This window comes from Paractinoplanes tereljensis (assembly GCF_016862435.1).
GTDB classification, from domain to species: domain Bacteria; phylum Actinomycetota; class Actinomycetes; order Mycobacteriales; family Micromonosporaceae; genus Actinoplanes; species Actinoplanes tereljensis.
In genome coordinates, this window is the sequence record NZ_BOMY01000065.1 from 1 (window position 1) to 23,808 (window position 23,808).

General features: G+C 71.3%; 20 protein-coding genes. 9 read left to right on the top strand and 11 right to left on the bottom strand.

Annotated elements, in window-relative coordinates; genetic code table 11:
- Nucleotides 1-461 precede the first annotated feature (461 nt).
- Nucleotides 462-1,316 (bottom strand): NAD(P)-dependent oxidoreductase, encoded by an 855-nt coding sequence (locus Ate02nite_RS47830; protein ID WP_203814679.1) that lies wholly within the window; start codon nt 1,314-1,316, stop codon nt 462-464.
- Nucleotides 1,317-1,418: 102 nt separating this feature from the next.
- Between Ate02nite_RS47830 and Ate02nite_RS47835 the strand changes: the two genes are divergently transcribed.
- The 6 genes from Ate02nite_RS47835 to Ate02nite_RS47860 all read left to right on the top strand — a co-directional run bounded on the left by Ate02nite_RS47835 (nt 1,419) and on the right by Ate02nite_RS47860 (nt 6,644).
- Complete coding sequence (locus Ate02nite_RS47835; RefSeq protein WP_203814680.1) at nt 1,419-1,625, top strand: CopG family ribbon-helix-helix protein; 207 nt, start codon at nt 1,419-1,421, stop codon at nt 1,623-1,625.
- Nucleotides 1,619-1,927, top strand: coding sequence for a putative type II toxin-antitoxin system PemK/MazF family toxin (locus Ate02nite_RS47840; protein WP_203814681.1), 309 nt, complete (start codon nt 1,619-1,621; stop codon nt 1,925-1,927). Before Ate02nite_RS47835 ends, Ate02nite_RS47840 begins: the two co-directional genes overlap by 7 nt.
- A 224-nt stretch (nt 1,928-2,151) precedes the next feature.
- A complete protein-coding gene (locus Ate02nite_RS47845; protein ID WP_203814682.1) occupies nt 2,152-2,412 on the top strand; it encodes a hypothetical protein in 261 nt (86 codons plus the stop codon).
- A 4-nt stretch (nt 2,413-2,416) separates the two neighbouring features.
- Nucleotides 2,417-3,301 carry a hypothetical protein gene (locus Ate02nite_RS47850; RefSeq protein WP_203814683.1) on the top strand — a complete coding sequence of 295 codons (885 nt, stop codon included), beginning with the start codon at nt 2,417-2,419 and terminating at the stop codon, nt 3,299-3,301.
- Nucleotides 3,302-3,315: 14 nt separating this feature from the next.
- On the top strand, nt 3,316-5,949 hold the full coding sequence (locus tag Ate02nite_RS47855; protein WP_203814684.1) for an FtsK/SpoIIIE domain-containing protein: 2,634 nt from the start codon (nt 3,316-3,318) through the stop codon (nt 5,947-5,949).
- Complete coding sequence (locus tag Ate02nite_RS47860; RefSeq protein ID WP_203814685.1) at nt 5,946-6,644, top strand: hypothetical protein; 699 nt, start codon at nt 5,946-5,948, stop codon at nt 6,642-6,644. Before Ate02nite_RS47855 ends, Ate02nite_RS47860 begins: the two co-directional genes overlap by 4 nt.
- Nucleotides 6,645-6,741: 97 nt before the next feature.
- Here Ate02nite_RS47860 and Ate02nite_RS47865 read toward each other — a convergent pair whose 3' ends face one another.
- The 8 genes from Ate02nite_RS47865 to Ate02nite_RS47900 form a co-directional block, all read right to left on the bottom strand.
- Entirely contained in the window at nt 6,742-7,977 is a 1,236-nt protein-coding gene (locus Ate02nite_RS47865; RefSeq protein ID WP_203814686.1) for a cupin domain-containing protein, read from the bottom strand.
- Nucleotides 7,974-8,225: a BatC protein gene (locus Ate02nite_RS47870; RefSeq protein ID WP_203814687.1), complete on the bottom strand. Its 252-nt coding sequence runs from the start codon at nt 8,223-8,225 to the stop codon at nt 7,974-7,976. The genes Ate02nite_RS47865 and Ate02nite_RS47870 overlap by 4 nt, the downstream gene beginning before the upstream one ends.
- Before the next feature lie 58 nt (nt 8,226-8,283).
- Nucleotides 8,284-9,153, bottom strand: a complete 870-nt coding sequence (locus Ate02nite_RS47875) for a DUF72 domain-containing protein (protein WP_203814688.1) — start codon at nt 9,151-9,153, stop codon at nt 8,284-8,286.
- Nucleotides 9,154-9,222: 69 nt separating this feature from the next.
- Complete coding sequence (locus tag Ate02nite_RS47880) at nt 9,223-9,639, bottom strand: TraR/DksA family transcriptional regulator (RefSeq protein ID WP_203814689.1); 417 nt, start codon at nt 9,637-9,639, stop codon at nt 9,223-9,225.
- A 179-nt stretch (nt 9,640-9,818) separates the two neighbouring features.
- A complete protein-coding gene (locus Ate02nite_RS47885) occupies nt 9,819-10,451 on the bottom strand; it encodes a nucleoside/nucleotide kinase family protein (RefSeq protein ID WP_203814690.1) in 633 nt (210 codons plus the stop codon).
- 1 nt (nt 10,452) lies between these two features.
- Nucleotides 10,453-10,995 (bottom strand): winged helix-turn-helix domain-containing protein, encoded by a 543-nt coding sequence (locus Ate02nite_RS47890; protein WP_203814691.1) that lies wholly within the window; start codon nt 10,993-10,995, stop codon nt 10,453-10,455.
- A 329-nt stretch (nt 10,996-11,324) separates the two neighbouring features.
- Entirely contained in the window at nt 11,325-13,625 is a 2,301-nt protein-coding gene (secA2, locus tag Ate02nite_RS47895; protein WP_203814692.1) for an accessory Sec system translocase SecA2, read from the bottom strand.
- Between the two features lie 36 nt (nt 13,626-13,661).
- A complete protein-coding gene (locus Ate02nite_RS47900) occupies nt 13,662-15,377 on the bottom strand; it encodes an ABC transporter ATP-binding protein (RefSeq protein ID WP_203814693.1) in 1,716 nt (571 codons plus the stop codon).
- Between the two features lie 117 nt (nt 15,378-15,494).
- Between Ate02nite_RS47900 and Ate02nite_RS47905 the strand changes: the two genes are divergently transcribed.
- Nucleotides 15,495-16,229, top strand: a complete 735-nt coding sequence (locus Ate02nite_RS47905; protein ID WP_203814694.1) for an ATP-binding protein — start codon at nt 15,495-15,497, stop codon at nt 16,227-16,229.
- A 650-nt stretch (nt 16,230-16,879) separates the two neighbouring features.
- Here the strand turns inward: Ate02nite_RS47905 and Ate02nite_RS47910 are convergent.
- Together Ate02nite_RS47910 and Ate02nite_RS47915 are read right to left on the bottom strand one after the other, a co-directional pair.
- Nucleotides 16,880-17,140, bottom strand: coding sequence for a hypothetical protein (locus Ate02nite_RS47910; RefSeq protein WP_203814695.1), 261 nt, complete (start codon nt 17,138-17,140; stop codon nt 16,880-16,882).
- Nucleotides 17,141-17,197: 57 nt separating this feature from the next.
- Entirely contained in the window at nt 17,198-20,368 is a 3,171-nt protein-coding gene (locus Ate02nite_RS47915) for a hypothetical protein (protein ID WP_203814696.1), read from the bottom strand.
- A gap of 181 nt (nt 20,369-20,549) precedes the next feature.
- Here Ate02nite_RS47915 and Ate02nite_RS47920 point away from each other — a divergent pair, with 181 nt between their 5' ends.
- Nucleotides 20,550-21,071, top strand: coding sequence for a hypothetical protein (locus Ate02nite_RS47920; RefSeq protein ID WP_203814697.1), 522 nt, complete (start codon nt 20,550-20,552; stop codon nt 21,069-21,071).
- A gap of 187 nt (nt 21,072-21,258) precedes the next feature.
- A complete protein-coding gene (locus Ate02nite_RS47925) occupies nt 21,259-22,740 on the top strand; it encodes a glutamate-cysteine ligase family protein (RefSeq protein WP_203814698.1) in 1,482 nt (493 codons plus the stop codon).
- Nucleotides 22,741-23,808 lie beyond the last annotated feature (1,068 nt).

Sequence of the window (23,808 nt, forward strand, 5' to 3'; positions counted from 1 at the left end):
GGGCAGCGTCGAGTCGGCGTGCCGGAGCGGACCGGTCAGCCGGGGTGGGTGGATGGGACGCGGCGGACAGCCTCAGCTGTTCGGCGGCGTCGCACGGCTCGGGCCCGGTTGCTGCCCGGCCCGCGAGGCCGGTCGGCCGCAGCGCCGCTGGCGGCATCACGGGGTCACCGGCTGCCGCCGACCTGCCACCAGAGGCCCGCCGCAGCCATTGCCATAATGCTTCGCCGAATTTGTCCGGTGCGATTCCCGAAGAATGGCGGGAATCGTCCGCCAGTGAAAGGATGGCGGGGAAACATCGCGTCCGAATCAGCACTATGCGGGAGTGTGGATTCCGATTCTCGGGGAGCGACTTTTCGTCGCTACCGCCGCGCGCACTCACATCGGCGGAAGAGGGCATCTTGGGCACGGCTTGATCGGACCGAGCCGACTTGTGGCCGGTCGTACTTATTTAGCGCCCGCCGCTACAGGGCGTCGGCTACCTGGTGGGCGGTGATTTCGCGCGGGACCGTTTCCGGGCTGTCGTCGGCGAGTGGGCGGCTGGCGACGTCGGACCACACGGCGGCGAAGGCCTCGAAGAGGGCCGGGGTGAGGCCCGCTGCGGCCTGGGACTTGGCGATCTCGTGCATCTCGTCGACGTAGCGGTGGGCCTTGGTCGCGGCCACGGCCACCTCGTACGGCGTGCCGAAGCTCTCGCCCAGGTCGGCCAGGACCGGGGCCAGGACGTCGTGCGCCGACGCGGCCCGGATCGCCTGTGTCATCAGGCCCATCAAGCCCTTGTAGACGGAGGCGGTGGACATCTTCACCGCGCTCGCGGCGCCGATGCGGTCGGAGACCACCACCGGCTTGGCGTGCGTCCAGCGCAGGCCGGCGACCTCGGCGGCGCGGGGACCGGAGAGATAGACCCGCGCCCCTGGGCGCACCGTGGGCGGCGGGCCCGAGATGGAGCCGTCCACGAAGTCGAAGCCGGCCGCGGTGACCACCTCGGCCACCGCGACGGCGTTGCCGGGCGAGATCGCATTCAGGTCCACCACCAGCGGCCGGACGTTCCCCGATCGCTTCGCCAGGCCGGGGTCGGCGGCGATCTCGGCGGCCGCGGCCGGCGCGGCACCGGGCGGCGTGACCACCAGGATCACGGCCGCCTCGGCCAGGACATCGGCCGGGCGAGCCGCGACGCGAAGCCCCGCCTCCGCGACCAGCCGCGCGGTCCGGTCCGACCGGCCGGCCAGCGAGGTGACCACGTCATGCCCGCCGTCCCGCAGCGCCCACCCCAGCCCGGACCCCATGTGCCCGGCCCCAACCAACCCGATGATCGTCATCCGAGGAACTTATCCCCAGCCGCTCTCAACCGGGCTGTCGGTCATAGGAAGGATGTTGTCGGCGCCCCTATCCCGGACAGTGTCGGTGGTAGTGTCCGCAGCATGACCGTGAGTATCTCCATCACGCTCGATGACGACCTGGGCGAGGAACTCAACGCCGCCGTCGCCGGGAGCAACCGGTCGGCCTTCGTGGCCGAGGCGATCCGGGAATACCTGGACACTCGCGCGGTCGCCGCCGCATCTGCCTGGCATGCGTCCCTGACCGGCCCGGATGCCGAGGCCTTCGCGGAGTTCAACGGCGAATGGTGACCCCGAAGCGCGGTGACGTCGTCGATTACACCGTCGGGAGCCGGCGGATCCGGGTTCTCGTCGTCAGCGCGGACATCTACACCCGGGCCTACCCGGTCATCGTGCTGGTTCACGACCGCGCCGACGGAGATGTGCCCGGCATCCTTCTGCCGCTGCCCGGTGACCTTGCCGGTGGCGGCACCATCGATCTGACCCGCATTCGATTCGCCGACCCGGCCGCGTTCGGCCATCGGCACGGTCGCATCGGCCCGGCCCTCGCCGCCAAGGTGGACCAGGGACTGCGCCGCCTTCTAGCGCTGTAGCTCGGGCACCGCCGGGTGGGTGGTGGTCACTTGCAGGGTTCATTCCTGTTCACTCAGTGGTCGGATCTTGGACATGTCGGGGCTGTGGGCAGGGATGGGCGTTGATGCTTCGGGCAAGCGCTCTCCCTGCCCCTGCAAAAACGGGCGTGCGCGGACAGCGAGGCAGGAAGGGGGCAGTAGGCTGACGGGAGTAGTCGGGTTTCGCACAGCAGGAGGCTGCACGGGTGGCCAGTGTCGCCGAGGTAAAAGCGGCCGTCGACGCCGCGCTCCAGCAGGTCAGCGAGGGGCAGGCGGCGATACAGGCGGCCCGGGAGAAGCTCGGCGAGGCGCAGCAGAGTCTGGCCGCCGCGCTCGACGGCAGTGGGAGCGACGTGGTCGGTTCGGCGCACTCGTCGCTGTCGCAGGCCGACCAGCAGCTGGAAGAGTGCCTCGGTGCCACCGCTCTCGCGGTCGAGCAGGCGCAAAACTACACGGCGATGCTCTGACGCGATGTCGCTGATCCAGGAACTCGGCGCCCAGCTTCGAGCCACCTCCGACGAGCTTCCCACCGGTCTGGTCACGGTCGCGATGGAGAAACTGCGCAGCGCCACCGAGATCCTCATGTGGGTGCGCGAGACCTCCATCGATCCGGTCGGCGTGCCGCAGCTGGGCAACGCCACCGAGGCGGCCGAGCGGGCCGCGGCGGCACTGCGGATCGCGCAGGACGCCATCGCCGCCTACCTGGCGAGCGTCGGGCTTACCGGGGACGCGGCCGCGCCGCCCGACCGGGACTGGAAGGCCGGCCTGGAACGGCCCGAGGTCAAGCAGCAGGACGCGCCGCCACCCGAGGAGAAGGAGAAACTCGGGCCCTGGTGGCATCAGCGGGTGGCCCAGCTGACCGGCGAGCCCGCGCCCGAGCAGGGCGGTAAGGAACAGCCACCGCAGGCCGACACCGCCGAGCTGCTGCGCCGGGTGGCCAGCGGGGTGCGGTCCGGCGACAAGGCCCGGCTCGGCCGCGACCTGCACTCGGCGTCGGCCGCGACCGGACTGGCGCTGTCCGCGGTCACTCCCCCGGTGCTGCATCGGCTGGCCGGGGACCTGCTCGGCCATGAGCCCCGGCCGGAAGACGTGGACCGGCTCCGGCAGGCCGCCGCCGGCCGGGTGCGGTCGCTGCTGCCGGGCACCTCGACGGCCGTGCTCGACACCCTGATCGCCCGGATCTGCCGGGTGCCGGTGGCCCAGCAGGGGCAGCAGGCCGGGCATCCGGCCGACAACGCCGTCACGGCCGGCGTGCTCACCGGGGTGCTCCTGGCCCGGCTCGGCCGCGATGCCAACACGCTCGACCCGAATGCCCCCGAACCGTTGCGCCGCCCCGAGGCCGCCGACGCCAAATGAAACGTTGACTGCCCATGTCTGAATCGACCACGCAGCAAGTCATGGACATCCGGGCCGGGCTCTCGCACGCCCTCGGCGCGGCCGAAAATGCTCTTGCCGCGGCCCAGTCCGACTACGAGACCGCGATCGAGCGCCGAGAACGCGTCGTGCAGGCCGCGATCGCCCGGCGGCAGAACGTCGCCGAGGCCCGCGACCAGCGGATGCGGGAGATCGACGAGCAGAGCCGGGACGACCTGGCTGCGTTCGCCGAGGCCGCGGCGCGGGCCGCCGACCGGGCCGCGCCCGGTGCGGCCGGTGACCCGTGGGACGACTGGCAGCCGTCGCCGCTGGACACCGCGCCCGAGCTGCGGGTGGGCCGGCTGCTGCTGCCGCACCCGGAGGAGGTGCCGGCCCTGGTGCCGCTGCTCGACCACGGGCACGTGGTGGTGCGCGGCGATCGGGCCGTCGGCGACGAGGTGGTCGCCGGGGTGCTGCTGCGGGCGCTGGGCACGGCCGCGCCCGGGTCGCTCTCGCTGATCGGGTACGACCCGGAACACCTGGGCGGCGGGCTGGCCCGGTTCGCCACCCTCGCGCCGGCCGGGGTGCTGCGGTTCGCCGGGCCGGGTGAGCTGAGCGCGCTGCTCGACGAGCTGGTCGACCACGTGCGCCGGATCAACGAGACGGTCCTCGCCGGGGAGTACACCTCGCTGCGGGAACTCGCCGCCGCCACGCACCGGCGGCCGGAACCGTGGCGGGTGGCGGTGCTGCTCGGGGTCAGTGAGCTGAACCGGGCCGACCAGACCCAGCTGCAACGGCTGCTGCGCACCGGTGCCGCGGCCGGCGTGCACCTGCTCATCCAGGGGATTCCGGTGCAGGCCGGGCCGGGCATCGAGTTCATCACCGCACAACCCGGCGACAACGCGCGGATGAGCAGTGCGGGCGCTCTACCCGTACGGCTGGATGGTGGTCCGCCGCAGGCGGTGGTGGCGGCGGCCTGTCGCCGGATCGCCGAGGCCGTGGCCGCCGGGCCGGCCCCGGTCGCGCTGGACAGCCTGCTGCCGGCCGAGATCTGGCAGGAGAGCTCGGCGGCCGGGTTGTCGGCGCCGCTCGGGGACAGCCCGCAGGGCGTGCCGGTGACCGTGACGCTGAGCGACTATCCGCCGCACGCGTTGATCGCCGGGCCGTCCGGCACCGGCAAGACCAACCTGATCTACGCGTGGATGGGTGCGCTCGCGGCCCGGTACTCCCCTGACGAACTGGCCTTCTACCTGCTGGACTTCAAGGAGGGGGTGTCGTTCGCCCGGTTCGCGCCGGGGCGGCGGGATCCCAGCTGGCTGCCGCACGTGCAGCTGGTCGGCGTCAACGTCAACACCGACCGTGAGTTCGGGCTGGCGCTGCTGCGGTTCCTCGGCGAGGAGCTGCGCCGCCGGGCCGACGCCGCGAAGCGGTACGAGGTGACCAACCTGGCCGAGCTGCGGGCCGAGGACCCGGCCGGGCACTGGCCGCGGATCGTGGCGGTGGTCGACGAGTTCCAGGTGCTGCTGTCCGGCCGCGACTCGCTCGCCACCGAGGCCGTCGACCTGCTGGAAGACCTGGCCCGGCGGGGCCGCTCGCAGGGCATCCACCTGATCCTGGCGTCCCAGGACGTCTCCGGCATCGAGGCGCTGTGGGGGCGGCCCGCCCTGGTCGCCCAGTTCTCGCTGCGGATCGCCCTGCCCCGGGCCCGGCGCATCCTGGCCGAGACCAACACCGCCGCCGAGTCGCTGCCCCGCTATCACGCGCTGGTGAACGCGGACTCCGGCGCGACCGAGGCCAACAAGGTGGTCCGGGTGCCGGCGGCCGGCGACCGGGACCGGTGGAACGCACTGCAGCACCGGCTGTGGCGCAGCCGGCCGGAGGGGCAGGGACCGCCGCGGCTGTTCGACGGTGACGTGATCCCCCGGCTGAGCGAGAGCCCCGACTTCGGCCGGCTCGCCCCGGTCGAGGGCACCTCGGCGGCGCCGATGGTGCTGCTCGGCGAGACCATCGACGTGGCGTCCCGCTCGGCGCGCACCGTGCTGCGCCGCGCGCCCGGCCGCAACCTGGCGATCCTCGGCACCCGCACCGAGGAGGCGTGCGCGATCCTGGCCACCGCCGGGGTGTCGCTGGCCGCGCAGTTCCCGCCGGACGGCGCCCGGTTCTCCATCCTCTGCCTCGACCAGGACGCCCGGCCGGCCGCCGAGGCGCTCTGCGAGCGGCTGCCCGACTGCGGGCTGTTCTGGGCGGACAACGCCGACTGGCTGCTCGAGGATGCCGCCTCGGAGGCGTCCGCGTCCTGGCCGGCCGACCGGCCGCACTTCCTGATGATCTACGCGGCCGACGCGCTGCCCGGCGGCAAGGCCGTGGCCGATCAGCTGCGGACCATCCTGCGGCAGGGCCCGGAGCGGCGGATCCACGTGCTGGGCTGGTGGCGCGGGGCCGGGCTGCTGCGCGACGCGCTCGGCGGGCACGCGTCCCGGACCGATCCGATCGGCGCGTGGGTGGCGCTGGACGTGCACGGCAGCGAGCTGGCCGCGTACTACCCGGGCGCCGGCGCGCCGGTGTGGTACCCGCGGCCGTGGCGGGCGCTGCACTTCGACCGCTCGGTGCATCGAGGCACCGAGGTGATCATCCCCTATGGACAACTATGAGCGACGTACAGCCGGCCGACTTCGACACCGCCTCCTATCGCAGTGTGCTGCGGCGGTTGACCACCCTGGAGGAGGAGGCGGCCAACCTGCGCGCCGAGGCGGTCCGCTGGCACGACGGCCGGGTGCAGGCCGCCGACGAGGCGGTCCGCAAGGCCGACGAGACGCTGCGTACGGCCCGGCAGGCGGCCGCCGAGGCGCAGCGCACGATGGAGTCGGTGGACGCGCGGGCGGCCGGGCTGTGGTCGGAGTACGTGCACAAGGTCGGTCCGGTGGCCGAGCGGTTCGGCCGAGCCAAGCCGGCCGCGGCGATCCCCCGGCAGCGCAGTGAGAAGGACGCCCTCGACTATCTGGACGAGGTCGCCACCAAGGTGAAGTACACGGCACCGGCCCGTCCCATCACGTTCGGGGTGAAGACGCTGTTCGGGCTGTTCGGGTTCGCCGGCGGCCTGATCGGCGCGATCGTGTTCCGGGTGCTGCGGCAGAACGCCGCCACCGACCAGACCGGCACCTGGCGGGACGCCCTGCCGGTGGTCGCGCTGGTGGTGCTGCTGGCCTGCCCGATCCTCGCGGTGGTCGCCGCGAAGCGGGTGGCCGACCGCCGGGGTGTCGGCCTGGACGTCGCGGCGGTCACCACGATCCTGGTGACCGGGCTGGCCACGGCCGGTCTGATCCTGGCGGCCGCCGGGATGGGTTAGCCCGCCGGGCCCGCCCGGCGCGGGCGCGCGGAGGGTGAGTCCCGCCTGGCTCGAACTGAGTGCCACGGGACTTCTCGCTCCGCGTACGGAAAAAGGGTTAAACCGGGACCACCAGGGCCTCGCGGAGCAAACGGCGGGTGAGGGTCAGGCGGTCGTCGTCGGTGTCCAGGAGTAGGTCGCCTACCCGGGTTGGCTCGGGGGCCATGGCCTGGCGCAGCGCGGCGGCGCAATAGGCCGGGAAGCGCAGCGTGCGGCCGGTCAGGCGGAGTACGACGTAGTCGGGGCCGTCCTCGGCCAAGCGCCAGCGCAGGCCGCCGCGGGCCCGGACTTCGTTGGCGGGGGTGAGAGCGTCGGCGAAGTCCAGCTGAGCCAAGGGGGACAGCGGAGCCGGGCGGGCCGACGGCCAGTCTCGCTCGCGCAGGCGGTCGGCAATCTCGGTGGGAGTCGTGGTGGCCAGCCAGTCGCGCAGCGCCTCTACCGTTTCGGTCAGCTCCGGCTCGATCGCTTCCGGATCGGTCGCGTCCAGGGCGAACGGCAGCGTGGCTCGCAGGCGGGCGTCCTGGGCGGCCATCGTGAGCAACTCCTCCACCAGCGCGTATCGGGTCAGCGAGCGGATGCCGAAGGTCAGGTGCAGCGAGCGGGTGCCCTGGGCCTGGGCCGAGTGCAGCCAGCCGCGGGGCAGGTAGAGGGCGTCGCCGGGGGCCAGGACCACGTCCAGGGCCGGGTCGCCGGCGGCGGTCGCGGCCACCTCGTCGGCGCGGCCGCCCCACGCCTGCTTCTCCAGGGGATCGGCCAGGACCGGCTCGTGGATGAGCCAGCGCTTGGTGCCGTCTACCTGGAGTACGAACACGTCGTGGGTGTCGTAGTGGGTGCTGAAGCCCTGGCTGCCGGGCGGGGTCAGGTAGGCGTTGACCTGCAGGGGGCGGCGCAGTTCGGAGCCCAGTTGCCGGGCGAAGTCGATCAGCGGCGGCCAGATGCGGTGCAGGCCCTGCAGGACCAGGGTGGCGCCGCCGGCGTAGAGGCGCATCACCTCGTCGTCGAGCACCTGGTCGGCGATCTCGGCGCCGGCGCCGCCGGAGCCGGTGAACTTCGCGGGTGGGAGCACCTTTCCCTGCTGGGCTACCCGCAGGAACGGGGTGCGCAGGCCGCGGCGGCTCAGCAGCTCGTCGACGGCGGCCGGGGACAGCAGGTCGGTGAAGCCGTCCGGGTCGGCGGCCCGGCAGAGCAGGGGTGCGCGGCCCCAGTGCGCGGCGGCGAACTTGGCCGGTTCGATCTTGGCGATCCGGCCGAGTGCCGGGCGGTCGTCGTGACCGCCCGGCGCCTCGAAGGTCATACCGCGGAGCCGTCCGCGCCACCGTCGTGGCCGTCGGGGTTCGCGCCGCCGTCGGCCGGGCCTTCGCCGCCCGCGGAACCGTCCGCGCCGCCGTCGTGGCCGGCCGGGTTCGCGCCGCCGTCGGCCGGGCCCTCGCCCGCCGAGCCGTCCGCGCCGCCGTCGTGGCCGGCCGGGTTGGCGCCGCCGTCCGCCGGGCCCTCGCCGCCGGCTGCGGTGCCGGTGGTGATGTCGTCGTCGCTGAGTGACATCGCGATCTCCTTGTGGTTGTTGCGGTGGAGACCTGGGCATACCCCGGCTTGATCAGCTCTAATCCGCCAGTAGCTCGATCAACGCGGACGCGTTGCGCTGGGCGTAGTCCTCGTAGCAGTTGTTCAGGAAGACTTGGGTTTTGTCTGTTTTGTCGGCTAAGGTTTTCAGCTGCGGCGCCCAGGCTTCGAGTTCGGCCGGCGAGTACCGGTAGCCGAACTTCTCGTGGATATCCTTGCTCGTCCACTTGTCGCTGTGGCCGTGGAAGCGGACCACCGCGATGTCCGCGGTCGCCTCGACGATCGGCGGGACCGACGACTTGTGCCCCTGCGGCATGTCCACGCAGACGAACGGCAGCTTGTGGTTGCGCAGGAAGTCGAGGGTCTCGTTGCGGTTGGCGCCCTCGAACCAGGACGCGTTGCGCAGTTCGAAGACCGGGCGCAGCGGCGTGCAGCGGGCCGCGACCTCGAGCAGGTATTCCTTGTTGGACTTGCGGATGCCGAACCACGGTGGGAACTGGAAGAGCAGCGCCCCGAGCTTTCCGGCCTCGGCGAGCGGGGTCAGGGCCGACAGGAATCGGCTCCAGACCTCCTCGTACGCCTGGGGTGGAAGATCGTCGGGGTAGATGTTTTTCTTGTCGGTTTCCGGCCGCAGATCTTTATAGATCGCCGAGACCTTGGTCGGGTGCCCGGTCAGCAGGCTGAACGCCTTGATGTTGAAGGTGAAGTTGCTGGGCGTGCGCTCCGCCCACAGCTTCGTGGTCTGCTCGGCCGGCGGGCCGTAGTAGGTCGAGTCGACCTCGACCACCGGGAATTGCTTCGCGTAGTAGGCGAGCCGTTTCTCGGGACTGTCGGCGGACGCGGGGTACCAGCCGGACGCCAGCAGGGTCCGGTCGGTCCAGGAGGCCGTACCGACCTCGATCGCGCCCACTGTCTCCCCGGTTTTCCCCGGAAATGGCGGGTCCGCCGCGATGAAGCGGCGGACCCGATCTTCGTCTTGTCAGCTGGCCCGGCGTTCGCGGTTCGACTTGCAGTGCACGCACGAGGTGGCGGAGGGGAAGACCTCCAGCCGCTCCACCGGGATCGGGTTGGAGCAACCCTCGCAGTTGCCGTACGTACCGTCGTCGAGCCGCTGCATGGCGTGCTCAGCCTGCGTCCGCCTGTCCAGCAGGGTGCGCAGGAGCGACGTGGCGGCGTCGCGCTCGGCCGTCTTGGAACCGCTGTCGGCCTGGTCGTCACCGGCGGCGTCGCCGATCTCGACGAGGCGGAGCTTGTGGTTCTCGGTGAGAGCCGTTTCGTACTCGGCGTTCAGGTCATCGAACCGGCCTCGGAGGATCGAGCGGATCTGCTCGGTCTCCTCGGACGTGCGGCCCTTGGTGGCGCCCTTACCCGTGATAACCGCTCCATTGACGAGCATGCGCTCCCCCTGCCCTTCCTCTGCCCCTGCCGACGGGTCCCCCGTGGGCCGGCCCATCGCACCGTGGGGCCGGGTGATACCCGTCGCCGGAGTTCCCAAACTGGGTCTCCGCTAAAAAAGTAACCGGAGCATAACTGTCAGTGGTCGACTCCGCTACAGACTCGCTTCACCAAGTCCGCTCACTCATGTGAGACGACCAGAGCCGGGCGCCGGGGATCGTCGAGCCGGACCACCACGTCGGCGAAGCTTGCCGGGGCGACCTCGGCGGCGTACCGCTCGAAGGCCGGCCAGGTCCACTCCTGGCCAGGTGGGGTGCGGCGGCGCAGGGCGGCCGGGGTCAACTCGAGATGCACCGTGAAATCGAAGTCCAGGCCGCCGCCGAGCAGCACCGGGCCGCTCACCAGGACAACTGCGCCGGGCGGGAGCGGGTGATAGGGCTCACGCGCGGCCCGGTCGGTCCCGGCGTTCCAGAATTTGGTCAAGATCTTCCCGGAGCCGCCCGGGCCGGCCGGGGTGAGCACCTCGCGGGCCAGGGCCGCCTCGTCGAACCAGCCGGCATAGAACGAATCCGGGTTGGTGCGGCCCTGCTCCAGGCGCAACGAGGCGGGCCGCAGGAAATCGGCGGTATCGACGCGTACGGCCGGGCGGCCGCCGGCCCGCAGCGGGTCAACCAGGGCGTCGGCGAGCGTCGCCGGGTCGGCCGCCGCGGCGCCGTCGATACCGACTCGCAGGAAACTGTCAGCTTCCCGACTCAGTATGTGGGAAACCAACTCATCGACGAGTCCCTCGACGGACACCGGACGAACGCGCACGTTACTCGTGCGCCAGTACAACCACGCGGGCCTCGTCGGACAGGCGGTAGCCCACGCCGTAAACGGTGGTGATCACCGGAAGGCTGCCGTTGAGCTTGAGGCGCAGCCGGCGGACGTGCACGTCGACCGTGCGCTCGCCGGTGTGCTCGTAACCCCAGACGCCGGCCAGCAGCTGACCGCGGGTGAAGACCCGGCGAGGCCGCTCGGCCAGGAACAGCAGCAGATCGAATTCGAGCCGGGTCAGCGGCAGCACCTCGCCGTCGAGCAGCACCTGCCGGGAACCGGTCAGGATGCGCACCTCCGGGCCGTCCTGCGACGGCAGAGCCGGGCCGGCCGGTTCGACCGTGATCGTGCCCTGGCTGATCTCGACAAGTTCGCGCACCGCCTCGATCAGGCGGTGCGCCTGCGGACTCAGTGCGTCGGTGGTGAGTGGAATGGCGACCGTCACGGTCAACGCGGGATCGGCGGGCCGGCGTGGTCCGGAAGTGCGACCCGGACCTGTGACATGGCGGTTGACACGAGGCGACAGCGCGCTTACCGGCATTAGAAGAGAGCCCCCTGAAATTGCATGGTCGGTAACCGTATATACACCGATCACCCTCCGTAAATACGCGGAAGATAATTCCGCTACGGTCGATGTGCGGTCAAGACGGCAACCACACTGTGGGAAAATCGTTCCACATCGGCTTGGACTGACGGAAATGCATTCTGAGAACGGATTCTGTCAGGTTGTTTAAAGGTTACCGAACAGCCGCAACGCAAGCCGGTGACGAGGAACACCTGGGACCGGCGCCACATGTGCACGAATCAACACCGGCGAATGGAAAAAGAGGATCCCCGCACAGCTAAGGCTGTGCGGGGATCTGGAATGCTTCAGTTTCCGCCGGAAAGACGGCGGCCCACGGCCGCGATCAAACGGTCCAACTCGGAGCCGAACGGGTTGTCGTGCACCAGGTAGGTCCAGGTCGCGGTCGGCCGGACGATCTCCGATCGTTCCGGTTCCCAGCCGTCGGTGAGATCCGTTTCCTCGAACGTCGCGATGGTGCGCGCCTCGATCTCGGTGAACACCTTCTGGAAGGCCGGCACCGCCGCCCGGTGGAACTCGTCGAGCGGGTCGAGCTTGCCCAGCGCGCGCAGGTGCACGCCCTCACGCACCTCGTTGAGCTCGGCCAGGTGCTCGGCCCAGAGCCGGTCCAGGTGGTAGAGCGCGATCGCCCGGGCCGCCTCGGACAGCACGTCGGCGTCGGTCTCCTTGGCCTCCTCGGCCTTCTCCGGTGACCGCTCGAGCAGCATGATCGCGGCGATCTCGGAGGTGAGCAGCCGCTCCCGGCGCTCGGCCATGGCGATCCGCTGCTGTTCGATGACGACGCTGTAGCGCCAGGTGTTGCGGTGGATCTCGTGGTTGACGCCCTCAGCGACCCGCTGGGCGTGCTCCACCGCGTATTCCACCTGGTCGTCGTGGACGACGCCGTCGATGTCCATCCGCGGCGAGCGCGGCAGCGCGTCGCCGGCGTGCCGGGTGACCAGCTCGTCCTCCAGGCTGACGAAGAACACCGAGCGGCCCGGGTCGCCCTGCCGGCCGGCCCGGCCACGCAGCTGGTCGTCGACCCGGCGGCTGTCGTGCCGGCCTGCGCCGATCACGTAGAGGCCACCGAGCTCGACCACCGCGTCCCGCTCGGCCTCGTCGGAACCGCCCAGGCGGATGTCGACGCCGCGGCCGGCCATCTGGGTGGAGACGGTGACCGCGCCGAGCGCGCCCGCCTCGGCGATGATCGACGCCTCCTCGGCGTCGTTCTTCGCGTTCAGCACGTTGGACGGCACACCGGCCGCGGCCAGCTGCTTGGCCAGCAACTCGGACGCCTTCACGTCGAGGGTGCCGACCAGCACCGGGCGGCCCTTCTCGTGGGCCAGCTTGATCTCCTCGACCAAAGCCTCGTCGCGGGTGTCGTGCGCCGAGTAGATGCGGTCGTCGTCGTCCTCGCGGATGTTCTCGGCGTTGGACGGGATCACCGCGACCTCAAGCTTGAAGTACTCCCGGAGCTGCTCGCCGACGTGCACGGCGGTCGCGGTCATGCCGCAGACCGTCTTGTAGAGGGCGATGAACGCCTGCACGGTGATCGTGTCGAGGACCTCGCCCTCGGCGGTGGCGGTCAGCCCCTCCTTGGCCTCCACGGCCGACTGCAGGCCGTCCGGCCAGCGGCGGCGCTGGGCGACCCGGCCACGCATCTCGTCGATCAGCTCGACCGAGCCGTTGCGCACGATGTAGTCGACGTCGCGGCGCAGCAGCGCCTCGGCGTGCAGCGCCACGTTGACCGCGGACAGCTGCTCGACCTGGTCGTCGGCGTACAGGTCGACACCGCCGAGCTTCTCCTCGATGCGCTTGAGGCCGACGTCGGTGAAGGCGACGCTGCGGCCGTCCTCACCGATCTCGTAGTCTTTTCCGTTGCGCAGGCCGCGGACCAGGTCGGCGGCCTCGTGCACCGGGTCGCTCTCGGTCAGCACCGAGCCGGCCAGGACCATCGGCACCCGGGCCTCGTCGATCAGGATCGAGTCGGCCTCGTCGACGATCGCGGTGGCCAGCTCGCGCTGCACCCGGTCTTCCACATCGGTGACCAGCTGGTCGCGCAGGTAGTCGAAGCCGGCCTCGGAGACCGACACGTAGGTGACGTCGGCCAGGTAGGCCTCGCGGCGCTCGGCCGGCGTGGACGCCTCGGTGACCCAGCCGACTTTCAGTCCCAGGAGCCGGAAGACCGGCTCCATCCACTCGGCGTCACGGCGGGCGAGGTAGTCGTTGACGGTCAGCACGTGCACCGGGCCGTGGCCCAGCCGCACGTGGCCGTAGGCGGCGACGGTCGCGGTCAGAGTCTTGCCCTCACCGGTGGCCATCTCGGCGACCTTGCCGGAGAGCAACGCCATCGCACCGAGCAGCTGCACGTCGTAAGGACGTTGCTCGAGAGCGCGCCAGGCGGCCTCGCGGCCGACCGCGCAGATCTCGGTGAAATCCTTCGCCTCGGAGGCCGCCGCGGTCAGCGCCTCGTCGTCGAGATCGCGGAGCGCCTCTTCACGGGCATCGATCGCCGGAAGCCGCTTATGGAACGGCGCCAGGTCGACCGTCGTGCCCGGACGCTGCAGAAACTTGCGGAACCGGCCTTTGAGCCGCTGCGACACACCCATGGCGGGCTACGGTACTTCATTTACCTGAAAGCGTGGTCACGACACCAGCAGCTGATGGGTCGCCAACTCACGGTAAAGAGGGCTCTCGTCGAGAAGCTCGGTGTGCGAGCCGGCGGCGACGACGCGGCCACCGTCAATCACGACGATCCGGTCGGAATCCACCACGGTGCTGAGCCGGTGCGCCACCACGATCAGGCTGCGGCTGGTCGCGGCGGACGCGATGGCGTCGCGCAGGGCCGCCTCGTTGCGGGCGTCGAGGTTGCTGGTCGGTTCGTCCAGCAGCAGGATCGGGGCGTTGGTGAGCAGCGTGCGGGCGATCGCCAGTCGCTGCCGCTCGCCGCCGGACAGCAGCACGCCGCCCTCCCCCACCTGCACGTCGAGGCCGAGCTTGCTCAGATTGACCTGCTCCAGCGCGGCGGCCAGCTCAGCGTCGGAGGCGTCCGGCCGGGTCAGCAAGAGGTTCTCGCGGACCGTGCCGGCCAGCACCGGCGCGTCCTGCTCGACGTAGCCGAGCCGGGCCCGCAGCGCGGACCGCGGCATCTCCCGCACGTCGATGCCGTCGACCAGAATCCGCCCGCCGGTGACCTCGTAGAACCGCTCGATCAGGGCGAGCACCGTCGATTTGCCCGCGCCCGACGGCCCGACCAGGGCGATCCGGCTCCCTCGCGGCGCCTCGAAGGAAAGATCATGCAACACCGGGCTTTCGCCCGGGTAGTTAAACAAAACCCGATCGAACGTGACGGCCGCCGGTTGGCTTGCGGTTATTTGCGGCGTACGGGTGGAATCGCCGGCCGTTTCCGTGGGCACCTCGAGGATCTCCTCGATGCGTTGCAGCGCACCCAGCCCGGTCTGCAGCTGCCGGTACGCGTGCAGCGCCTGCCCGAGTGGCATGGCCAGGAAGAACAGGAAAAGGATGAACGCGACCAGGCTGCCCACGCTGATCGCCCCCGACGCGACCCGCACCCCGCCCACTCCGAGCACCAGCAGGAACGCGCCCTGGATGGCGGTGTCCGCCACCGGCCCGACGATCGCCTCCAGCCGGGCCAGGCGCATGCCGGCCGCGTACGCCTCCTCGGCCCCTCGGGCGACGCCGGTGGCCTCCCGCTCCTCGGCCCCGCTCGCCCGGATCGTGCGGGCCGCCGAGATCGACCGTTCCACCGCCGAGGTCATCTCGCCCAGCCGGGCCTGCGCCTGCTCGGAGAGACCCCGCGTGCGCCGGGACGCGGAGATCGCCACCGCCATCCCGATCAGCAGGGCGACCAGCGCCACCGCCAGCAGCGCCGGGTCGAGCACGGCCATCGCGATCAGGGCGCCGGCCACCATCACCACACCCGTGACGATCTCGAACATGCCCGAGGTGACCACCACCCGCAGCAGCGTGGTGTCGGCGCCGACCCGGGACAGCAGATCACCGGTGCGGCGCCGGTCGTACTCGGCGATCGGCAACAACAGGAGGTGCCGGGCCAGGCGACGGCGGGTGGTCAGCACCACGCCCTCGCCGGTGCGCTGCAGCAGATAGTCGCGGACGGCGCGCAGCGCGGCCCCCACCAGCAGCAGACCGACCAGCAGAACCACCGGCCCGGTGACCGGCCGATGCCCGGTCACCCGGTCGAGCACGTCCCGGACCAGCACCGGCTGCACCAGCGAGGCGCCCGCCGCGAACAGCGAGAGCACCCCGACGGCCACCAGGGTGCCGCGATGGTGACGTAGATAGGGCAGCAAGGCCCGCAATCCGACGCGGCCTGCTGACATGTGCCCGAGGTTAGCTCGCCGACGCATCACCTCGCGGATGGTCTGACGTTTGCATGGTGAACGGGGCGGGAACTGGATTCACTCACGGGTCGGCAATATTTGTTGAGGGGAGACGATTTGCAGAGTCAACTCGTCTGCCGGCCGGTCCGGGACCGGCCCGTCGCGGTACTCCGGCTCAGCGGCACCCTCGACCCGGTGACCGGCGACGCCCTCCAGGTGGCGGTGCGGCACAGCCTGGCCACCAAACCCCACCGCCTGCTGCTCGACGTGTCCGGCCTGCGGATCGGCGACCCGGTCGGGGTGAGCGCGCTCAGCGACGTGGTCTGCCAGACCGCCGACTGGCCGGACGTGCCGATCGTGCTCTGCGGGGCCTCCCCCGAGACTGCCGCCGTCATCCAGGCCGCCCCCGATTGCGCCGAACTGAGCTTCGCCTCCGACTGCGAGACCGCGCTGGCCGAGGCCGTCGCCGATCCGGTCCCGCCGGAGGTGCGGGTACGGCTACGGCCGGTCCCCGATTCCTGCCGCCAGGTCCGCCAGTTGGTCACCGAGTGCTGCGACGCTTGGCAGCGCTCCGATTTGGGCGGCACCGCCGCGCTGATCGCCACCGAGCTGGTCGCGAATGTGGTGCGGCACGCCCACACCAGCATGGAGTTCACTTTCGGCTTGCGCGACGGCCGGCTGCGGATGAGCGTCCGCGACGGAAGCCGGCGCATGCCGAAGCCCGCCGACCCGGACCGCTCCGCCCCGGGCGGGCGAGGCCTGTGGCTGGTGCGAGACTTGACCGACGCCTGGGGCGTACTCCCGGTAACCGACGGCAAGGTCGTCTGGACCCGCCTGAGCACAGCCGCCTAGCCAGGCCGCTCCCGCGCTGGACGCTCTCGTGCAGGCCGCTCAGGCAGGCAGCTTCTTGAGCGTAAGGGGGCGTTTTGAGACGTTGTGCGGCTTTGCGCGACAGGGGCAGCCCCCTTCCGCACCAGTAAGGCCAGATCTTGGAAAGGTAGACCGCTGAGCGGGGTATTAGGTCGACAAGTTCGCCGCTGGTCATGTCGTTGCTGCCGGATATAAGCGGTATATCAGGGTACCGCGGCCACGATGTGGAACCTGGCCTGCAGGGCGGGATCGTGGGTCCACGATGCGGGAAACCCGCCCGGCCACCAGCCTCGCGACGCCCGAATGCTCCGGCATCAAACGGTGACGAACTACCGAAAGCCCTATGAAACACCTCCACAGACCGTCGGTGGCGCGCTGCCCTGGCCGCTTCCACCTCGCCCCTGTTCTGACCTTGCGGAAGTTCTGTTTGGAGCTGACGGCAGGCCATCAAGGTCGAGCTCAGCGAGACTTCCTGCGGAAGATTTGGGCGGAATATCGCTTTTTCGATGAGAGCGGACCACCGTATGGCGGCGATGTTCGAAAAGCAGGCTTGGGCTGCGCTGAGAGACACCGGCCAATCCGAGAACAGCGACCGCTGTCCGGGAGATCGGCGAGCATTGCGGCCGGTCCGCTCAAGCCGGGCCGAGTCGGGGTCGGGCCGGACCGGCGTCAGGCCGAGCCGAGCCGGGGGTCAGGCCGAGCCGAGCCGGGGTCAGGCCGGGCCGAGCCGGGCCGAGCCGGGCCGAGCCGAGCCGAGCCGAGCCGAGCCGGGCCGAGCCGGGCCGAGCCGGGCCGAGCCGGGCCGAGCCGGGCCGGGCCGGGCCGGGCCGGGCCGAGCCGGGCCGGGCCGGGCCGGGCCGGGCCGGGCCGGGACCGCACAGAATGGCCCGCACAAGCTCGGGCCACGTGGGCCGGGCCTGTGCGGGCCGGGGCGTTCAAAGGTGGGACGGTCAGGCTGGGCCGCTGTTTCGCGGGGGTAGGCCGCTTGGAGAACCTTCGGCATTGCCTTCGCCGCCTACTGGGCGGTTCACCTGGCCCATCTGGGGTGACTCCAGGGGCGGGCGGTTGCGGCGGGCGGTCTTTGGCTCGGGCTGCGGTGGCTGGTTGGGCGGGGTGGACGGCTGGTCCTGGGCGGCGAAGGTGTCCATCTGCGGTGGTTCCAGGGGTGGGCGGTTGGCGCGGGCGGTGGCGGCCAGGCCGCTTGGCGCGGGGCCGCCGCTGCCGGCGAAGCGGTTCGCGGCGTCTGCGCCGGACAGGTCGGCGGCCGGCAGACCGCCTGGGACGTTGGGGTGGTCGGCTGCCGAAGCCGCGCCTGGAGCGCTCGGCGACTGGGGGGTGATCAGCGCGGCGCCGCCGAGGCCGCTTGGCGACTGCGGGATGGCCGGCGCGTTGCCGCCGAGGCCGCTGGGCTGCTGTGGGTGACCTCCGCCCGCGCCTGGGGTGGCTGGCTGCTGGGCGAAACCGCCGGCTGGGCCGGTCGGCTGCTGGCCGAGGCCGCTAGCCGCGCCTGACTGAGCAAGGCCGCTGGCCGCGCCTGACTGGGCGAGGCTGCTGGCGGCGCCCGGGTGCGCAAGGCTGCTGACCGCGCCTGACTGGGCGAAACCGCCGCCCGCGCCGGGCTGGGCTAGGCCGCTGGCCGCGCCCGGCTGGGCGAGACCGCCGCCCGCGCTTGGCTGGGCGAGAACGCTGCCCGCGCCCGGCTGGGCTAGGCCGCTTGCTGCGCCTGGGGTGATCGGGTGCGCCGGGCCGATGCCACTGGGGGTGTTCAGGCCGATCGTGGAGGAGGCCGGGCGGCCTGGGCCGGGCGTGGGCTGGGGCTCGCTCGGGAGGCCGGCGGACGGCCGGGTGAAGAGCTGCTGCGGGGCGCCGGGTGGCGTGACCGGGCCGCTGTGCTGTTGCTCGCCGGGGGTGGGGCGGCCCATGGTGGCTGCCAGGCCGGAGCCGTTTGACGGGGGTGGGCTGGTCGGCATGTTGGCGGCGGGCGGGCGGGTGGCTTGCGGCGCGGACGGGGGCTGGTTGAGCGCGGGTGGTGCGGCCGGCGGCTGGTTCACCGCGGGCGGCGCCACGGGCGGGGTGTTCATCGGGGACGGGGCAGGGCGGGCCGAGGGTGTGAAGTGTGGGGCGTCCAGGGGACGGTTCTGCTGGTGGTAGACCTGCGGGCCGGAGAGCAGCGGGTCGGCGTCGGACGGGTAGGCCGGTGGGCGGCCGGGGCTGACCTGGCCGGTGGACGGCACGCCCGATGGGCCGATCGGCGAACCGGTTGGCGGCATCATCCGCGGCGGGGCAGGTGACGCGATCGGGGCCTCCGGCCGGGGCGACCATGCCGCTCCAGCTGCTTCAGGCTGGGGCGAGGACCACGAGGCTCCGGCCGGACCCGCCTGAGCCGAAGACCAGCCGGCGCCGGACTGCTCACCCTGAGCCGGAGACCACCCAGGACCGGACTGCTCGCCCTGAGCGGGAGACCACGCGGCGCCGGACTGCTCGCCGTGGGCGGGAGACCAACCGGGACCGGACTGCCCGGTCTGGGCAGGAGACCACGCGGCGCCGGACGGCTCGGCCTGCGTGGAGAACGCGGGTCCGGTCGGTTCGGCGTGGGTGGGAGACCAGCCAGGGCCGGACGACCCCGCCTGACCCGCAAACACCGAGCCCGACGGCTGGGCGGAGGACCAACCAGGATCAGACGGCCCGGAGTGCGCCGCCAACCCCGAACCCGACGGCTGGGTTGAAGACCAGCCGGAATCCGACGGCCCAGTCTGGGCCGCTAACCCCGAGCCCGACGACTGAGCTGAGGACCAACCGGTATCCGACGGTCCAGCCTGGGCCGCTAACCCCGAGGCCGACGACTGGGCCGAGGACCAGCCGGAATCCGACGGCCCGGCCTGGGTCGCCAAGCCAGAGCCCGACGGCTGGGTGGAGGACCAGGCGCGGCTGGAGGGCTCGCTCTGAGCGGGAGACCAGCCGGGGTTGGACTGTCCGGTTTGGGGCGAGAAGGCGGAGGCCGGCGGCTCGGTTGAGGTAGGAGACCATCCGGCGTTGGAAGGGCCGGTCTGGGCCGAGAAGCCAGAGCCCGACGGCTCCGCCTGGGATGGAGACCAACTGGACGGCGCGCCCTGGGCCGAGAACGTGGAGCCGGACGGGTCGGCCGAGGACGGCGACCAGCTGGGACCGGGAGCGCCGGGCTGGGCACCATACGCGGAAGCGGCCGGGTCGGACTGGGACGGAGACCAGCTGGCGCCGGACGGGTCGGGCTGGGTGGTGGACCAGGCGGGGGCGGGCTGCTGCGTCTGGGCCGCGTGTGTGGCGGCGGATGGGTCGTCGGACCAGGAGGACGCGGCGCGCTCGGCGTGGGTCGACCAGGCTGCGGCGGGTGGGTCGGCCGGATAGTGGTCGGGGCCGGTGGGGGCCAGGGTGGACGGGCCCGACGGCGGCAGTGGGCCGGGGCGCATGCCGGCGGGGCCGGGCAGCTCCGGCTCGGGGGCGGACAGGGCGCCGCGCAGCTCGTCGTGCTGGCTCAGGGAGGCCGCGTTCATGCCGCTCAGGCGCAGGCCGGGCGGCTGCTCGTTCTCGCGGCCGGGCTGTGCTCCAGCGGACGGGGTCAGGTTTTCCACCGGGGGCAGGTCGAAGGACAGGCCGGTCGGCACGGGAGGCTTGTAGCGCGGCGGGTCCGGCATCAGGGACGCCTCCACCGGGGCGAAGGACACCTCCACCGGGCCGCCGTCCAGGTAAGGAGTGCCGGCCGACGGGCCGTTCCAGGCGGGCTCCTCGCGGGGCGGGGCGTCGTACATCTCCGGCGGGATGTCGGGGGGCGAGCCGAAGGCGAGCGGTGACGCGTACGCCTGCTCCTCGGGGTAAGGCTCGTAGGCCTCATAGGCCTCATAGGCCGCGGGGCCGGGCAGGCTCTGGCGATGCACGGAGATCAGCCCGGACGCCTCGGCCAGGCCGGCGGCCTCGAGCACCTCGGCGGCGGAGCGGCCGGCGGGGCACGGGAGGGGCTCGCCGCAGACGGGGCACTCGGTCATGCCCTCGCTGGGGCCGGCCCCGCCGGCGTGCGTCGCGAGCATCTCGCGCGCGGTCTGCGCGAGCACGCTCTCCGGATCGACGAAGGTCTCTGTCGGTGCCACGGTCCCTGACCCCTTACCCCGCGCGCGACCGCACGGTTCCGAGTCAAGTTCACCTTCTTCTTGTGGCGATTCGCGCGTTTTTCCGCATTTCGGAGGAAGAGAAAGAAGAGCCAAGATTCACTCACGGTACGGGAGGGGTTGCTCTCCGTACGATATGAGGACATCCAGGAGGTGATCCCCCATGGACGAGGTCGAGCTGTACCGCGAGCAGATCCTCCGGCACGTCAGCCCCGTCATCACCGGCCGGTTCGCCGGTTACCAGGCCGCTTACACCCGTGAGGTGAAGGTCGGTCAGCCGCTACTGATCGTCGTCTACCTCACTGCCGCCATCGCCCAGATGATCGGCTCACTGCTGCGCATGCGGGCCACCCGGCGCAGCTTCAAGGAGTTGAAGAAGGGGCCCGAGTTCCTCGTGACACCGGTGCGGGTGCGCGATGACCTGGGCCAGACCTACGAGGTCGAGATGCACGGCCAGCTGCCGCAGTCCGCGCTGCACCGGGGCGACCTGATCCAGCTCCGGACGGCTCCGCAGAAGGACCATCGACTGCCGGTGCGGCTGGTGCAGGTGGTCAACCTGACCACCATGCAGCCGCTGACCCCGCGTATTCCGACCATGTGGTCGCACCTCGGCCCGGCGTTGCTGCTGCAGGCGATGCTCGGTGCCGCTCTGGCGATCATCCTGACCGCGGTCTGGCTAACCTGACCCTGATCGAAATCGGCCACCGCGTCGAGGGCAGCGTCGCCTCCGGCGCGGATCCGTGTGTTCACAGGTTGTTGATGGTGATTACGGTCCGCTGTTTGAGATCGAGCAGCGCCGGGTACGGCGGCGACGCCTGGCGCAGACCGGTGAGGTATGCGAGTTTAAGTTACTCGAGATAGGCGGTGTGCCGATGGGCGAGGAAGTCGAACAGACCAACTTCACCCGGGAAGATCGGGCGAAGTACCGGCACAAGATCCGTCGGAGTCTCGACGTGTTCGCGGCGATGCTGCGGGAGTCGCGTTTCGAGTTCGAGCGGCCGCTGACCGGCATGGAGATCGAGCTCAACCTGATCGATGAGAACGCCGATCCGGCCATGCGCAACGCCGAGGTGCTCGGCGCGATCGCCGATCCGGACTTCCAGACCGAGCTGGGTCAGTTCAACATCGAGATCAACGTGCCGCCCCGGCGCCTGGCCGGCGACGAGAACGCCGACCTCGAGCGCACCCTGCGGGCCAGCCTCAACAGCGCCGAGAAACATTCCCGGACGGTCGGCGCGCACACCGTGATGATCGGCATTCTGCCCACGCTGCGCCGCGAGCACATGACCCTCGACGCGCTGAGCGCCAACCCGCGCTACAAGCTGCTCAACGAGCAGATCTTCTCGGCCCGGGGCGAAGACCTGGACATCCGGATCGACGGGGTGGACCGGCTGGCCGTCACCACCGACACCATCGCGCCCGAGTCGGCCTGTACCAGCACCCAGTTCCACCTGCAGGTCAGCCCGGCGCAGTTCGCGGCGTACTGGAACGCGGCCCAGGTGATCGCCGGCATCCAAGTCGCGCTGGGTGCCAACTCGCCCTTGCTGTTCGGCCGGGAGCTCTGGCGAGAGACCCGGATCCCGCTCTTCGAGCAGGCCACCGACACCAGATCAGAAGAAATAAGAGCCCAGGGCGTACGCCCGCGGGTCTGGTTCGGGGAACGCTGGATCACCAGCGTGTTCGACCTGTTCGAGGAGAACGTGCGCTACTTCCCGGCGCTGCTGCCGATCTGCGACGACGCCGAACCGGGCGAGATCCTGGAACGCGGCGAGGTGCCCGAGCTGAGCGAGCTGCGGCTGCACAACGGCACGATCTACCGGTGGAACCGGCCGATCTACGCGGTGGTGCGCGGCCGCCCGCACCTGCGGGTGGAAAATCGGGTGCTGCCGGCCGGGCCGACGGTGCTCGACACCCTGGCCAACGCCGGGTTCTACTACGGGCTGATCCGCACCCTGGCCGAGGCCGAGCGCCCGCTGTGGACGCAGATGAGCTTCAGCGCCGCCGAGGAAAATTTCCACGCCTGCGCCCGGCACGGCATCGACGCCAGCGTGTTCTGGCCCGGCCTCGGCTACATCGCGGTCACCGAGCTGGTGCTGCGCCGGCTGCTGCCGATGGCGGCCCAGGGCCTGGACCGCTGGGGCGTTTCCGCCGGCGAACGGGACCGCCTCCTCGGCATCATCGAGCAGCGCTGTCTGACCCATCGGAACGGTGCCGCCTGGCAGGTTCAGACTTTGCATGCGCTGGAGGCCGAGGGGCGCGATCGGCAGGACGCGCTGCACGAGATGCTCCGTCAATACCTTCCGCTGATGCACGAGAACCGGCCGGTGCACGAGTGGCCGTACCCGAACGATTGAAGAAAGGCCGCGCATGGCGCGGTTTGCGATCCGACCGATGCCGTACGCCGGTGGCCGGCACCGCCTCCCGCTGCCGGGCCCCGATGATCAGGACCAGTCCGAACGCCAGCAGGATGACCGACAGCAGACCGAGCCGGGCCACGTCGGCGCCGGTGGTCGGCAGGCTGTCATCGTCGTCGGTGTCCTGCGCGGTCAGCGCCAGCGGCACGTCGACGGTGTTGTTCACCGCGTAACCGTCGTCGCTGGTGGTGGTGACGGTGACCCGCATGGCCTGGGTGCCGGTCTGCACGCCGGCCCCGAGCTTGAGGGTCAGCCACAGTTGGTGACCGCTCTCGGCGGCGGCGTCGGGGGCGGCGCAGGTGACGTCGTTGGCGTTGCCGGTCGTGGCCGCGGCACAGGTGGCCTCGACCGTGCTGTCGGCCTGCTTCCCGACGCCGGCGGCCTGCTGGCTCGACGAGTCCACCAGGACCTCGGCCTTGACGATCCAGACGCCGGTCGGCGGTTCGATGGTGAAGGTCACGTTGTCGGCCATCGCCGAGCCGCCGTTGCTGTACGGGAGCTTCACCACCGGCTGGGTGGTGCCGGCCAGTGGCACGGTGCCGCCGGAGTAGGTGACGCCCAGGTCCACGTCGTACTGGCCGACGGTGAAGTCCGGGATCGCCACGTCCAGGGACTCGCCGCAGGTGTAGTTGAAGGTCGGCGTGCCGGAGCTGAGCGCCTGGTCCACGCAGCCGCCGGTGATGACCGTGCCGGACGCGAGGCCGTCGTCGATGATCAGGGGCAGCTTGATCAGGACCGAGTCACCGGCCGCGAGCGACTCGGTGCAGACCACGATCCGGTCGGTGCTGCCCTCGACGCACCTGTCCGGCAGGGTGCCGTGGGTCGCCCCGTCCGGGATCATGATCGTCACCGGGTAAGGGTCGGCCGTACCCGGTCCGGTGTTCTTCACGGTGATCGGCAGGACCGTGGTCTGGCCGGGCGCCGGCGAGGTGGGCGACACCGCGCCGACCGTGACGCTCACCGAGAACGTGGTGGCCGAGGTGCTGACCAGGACACCGGAGGCGGTGA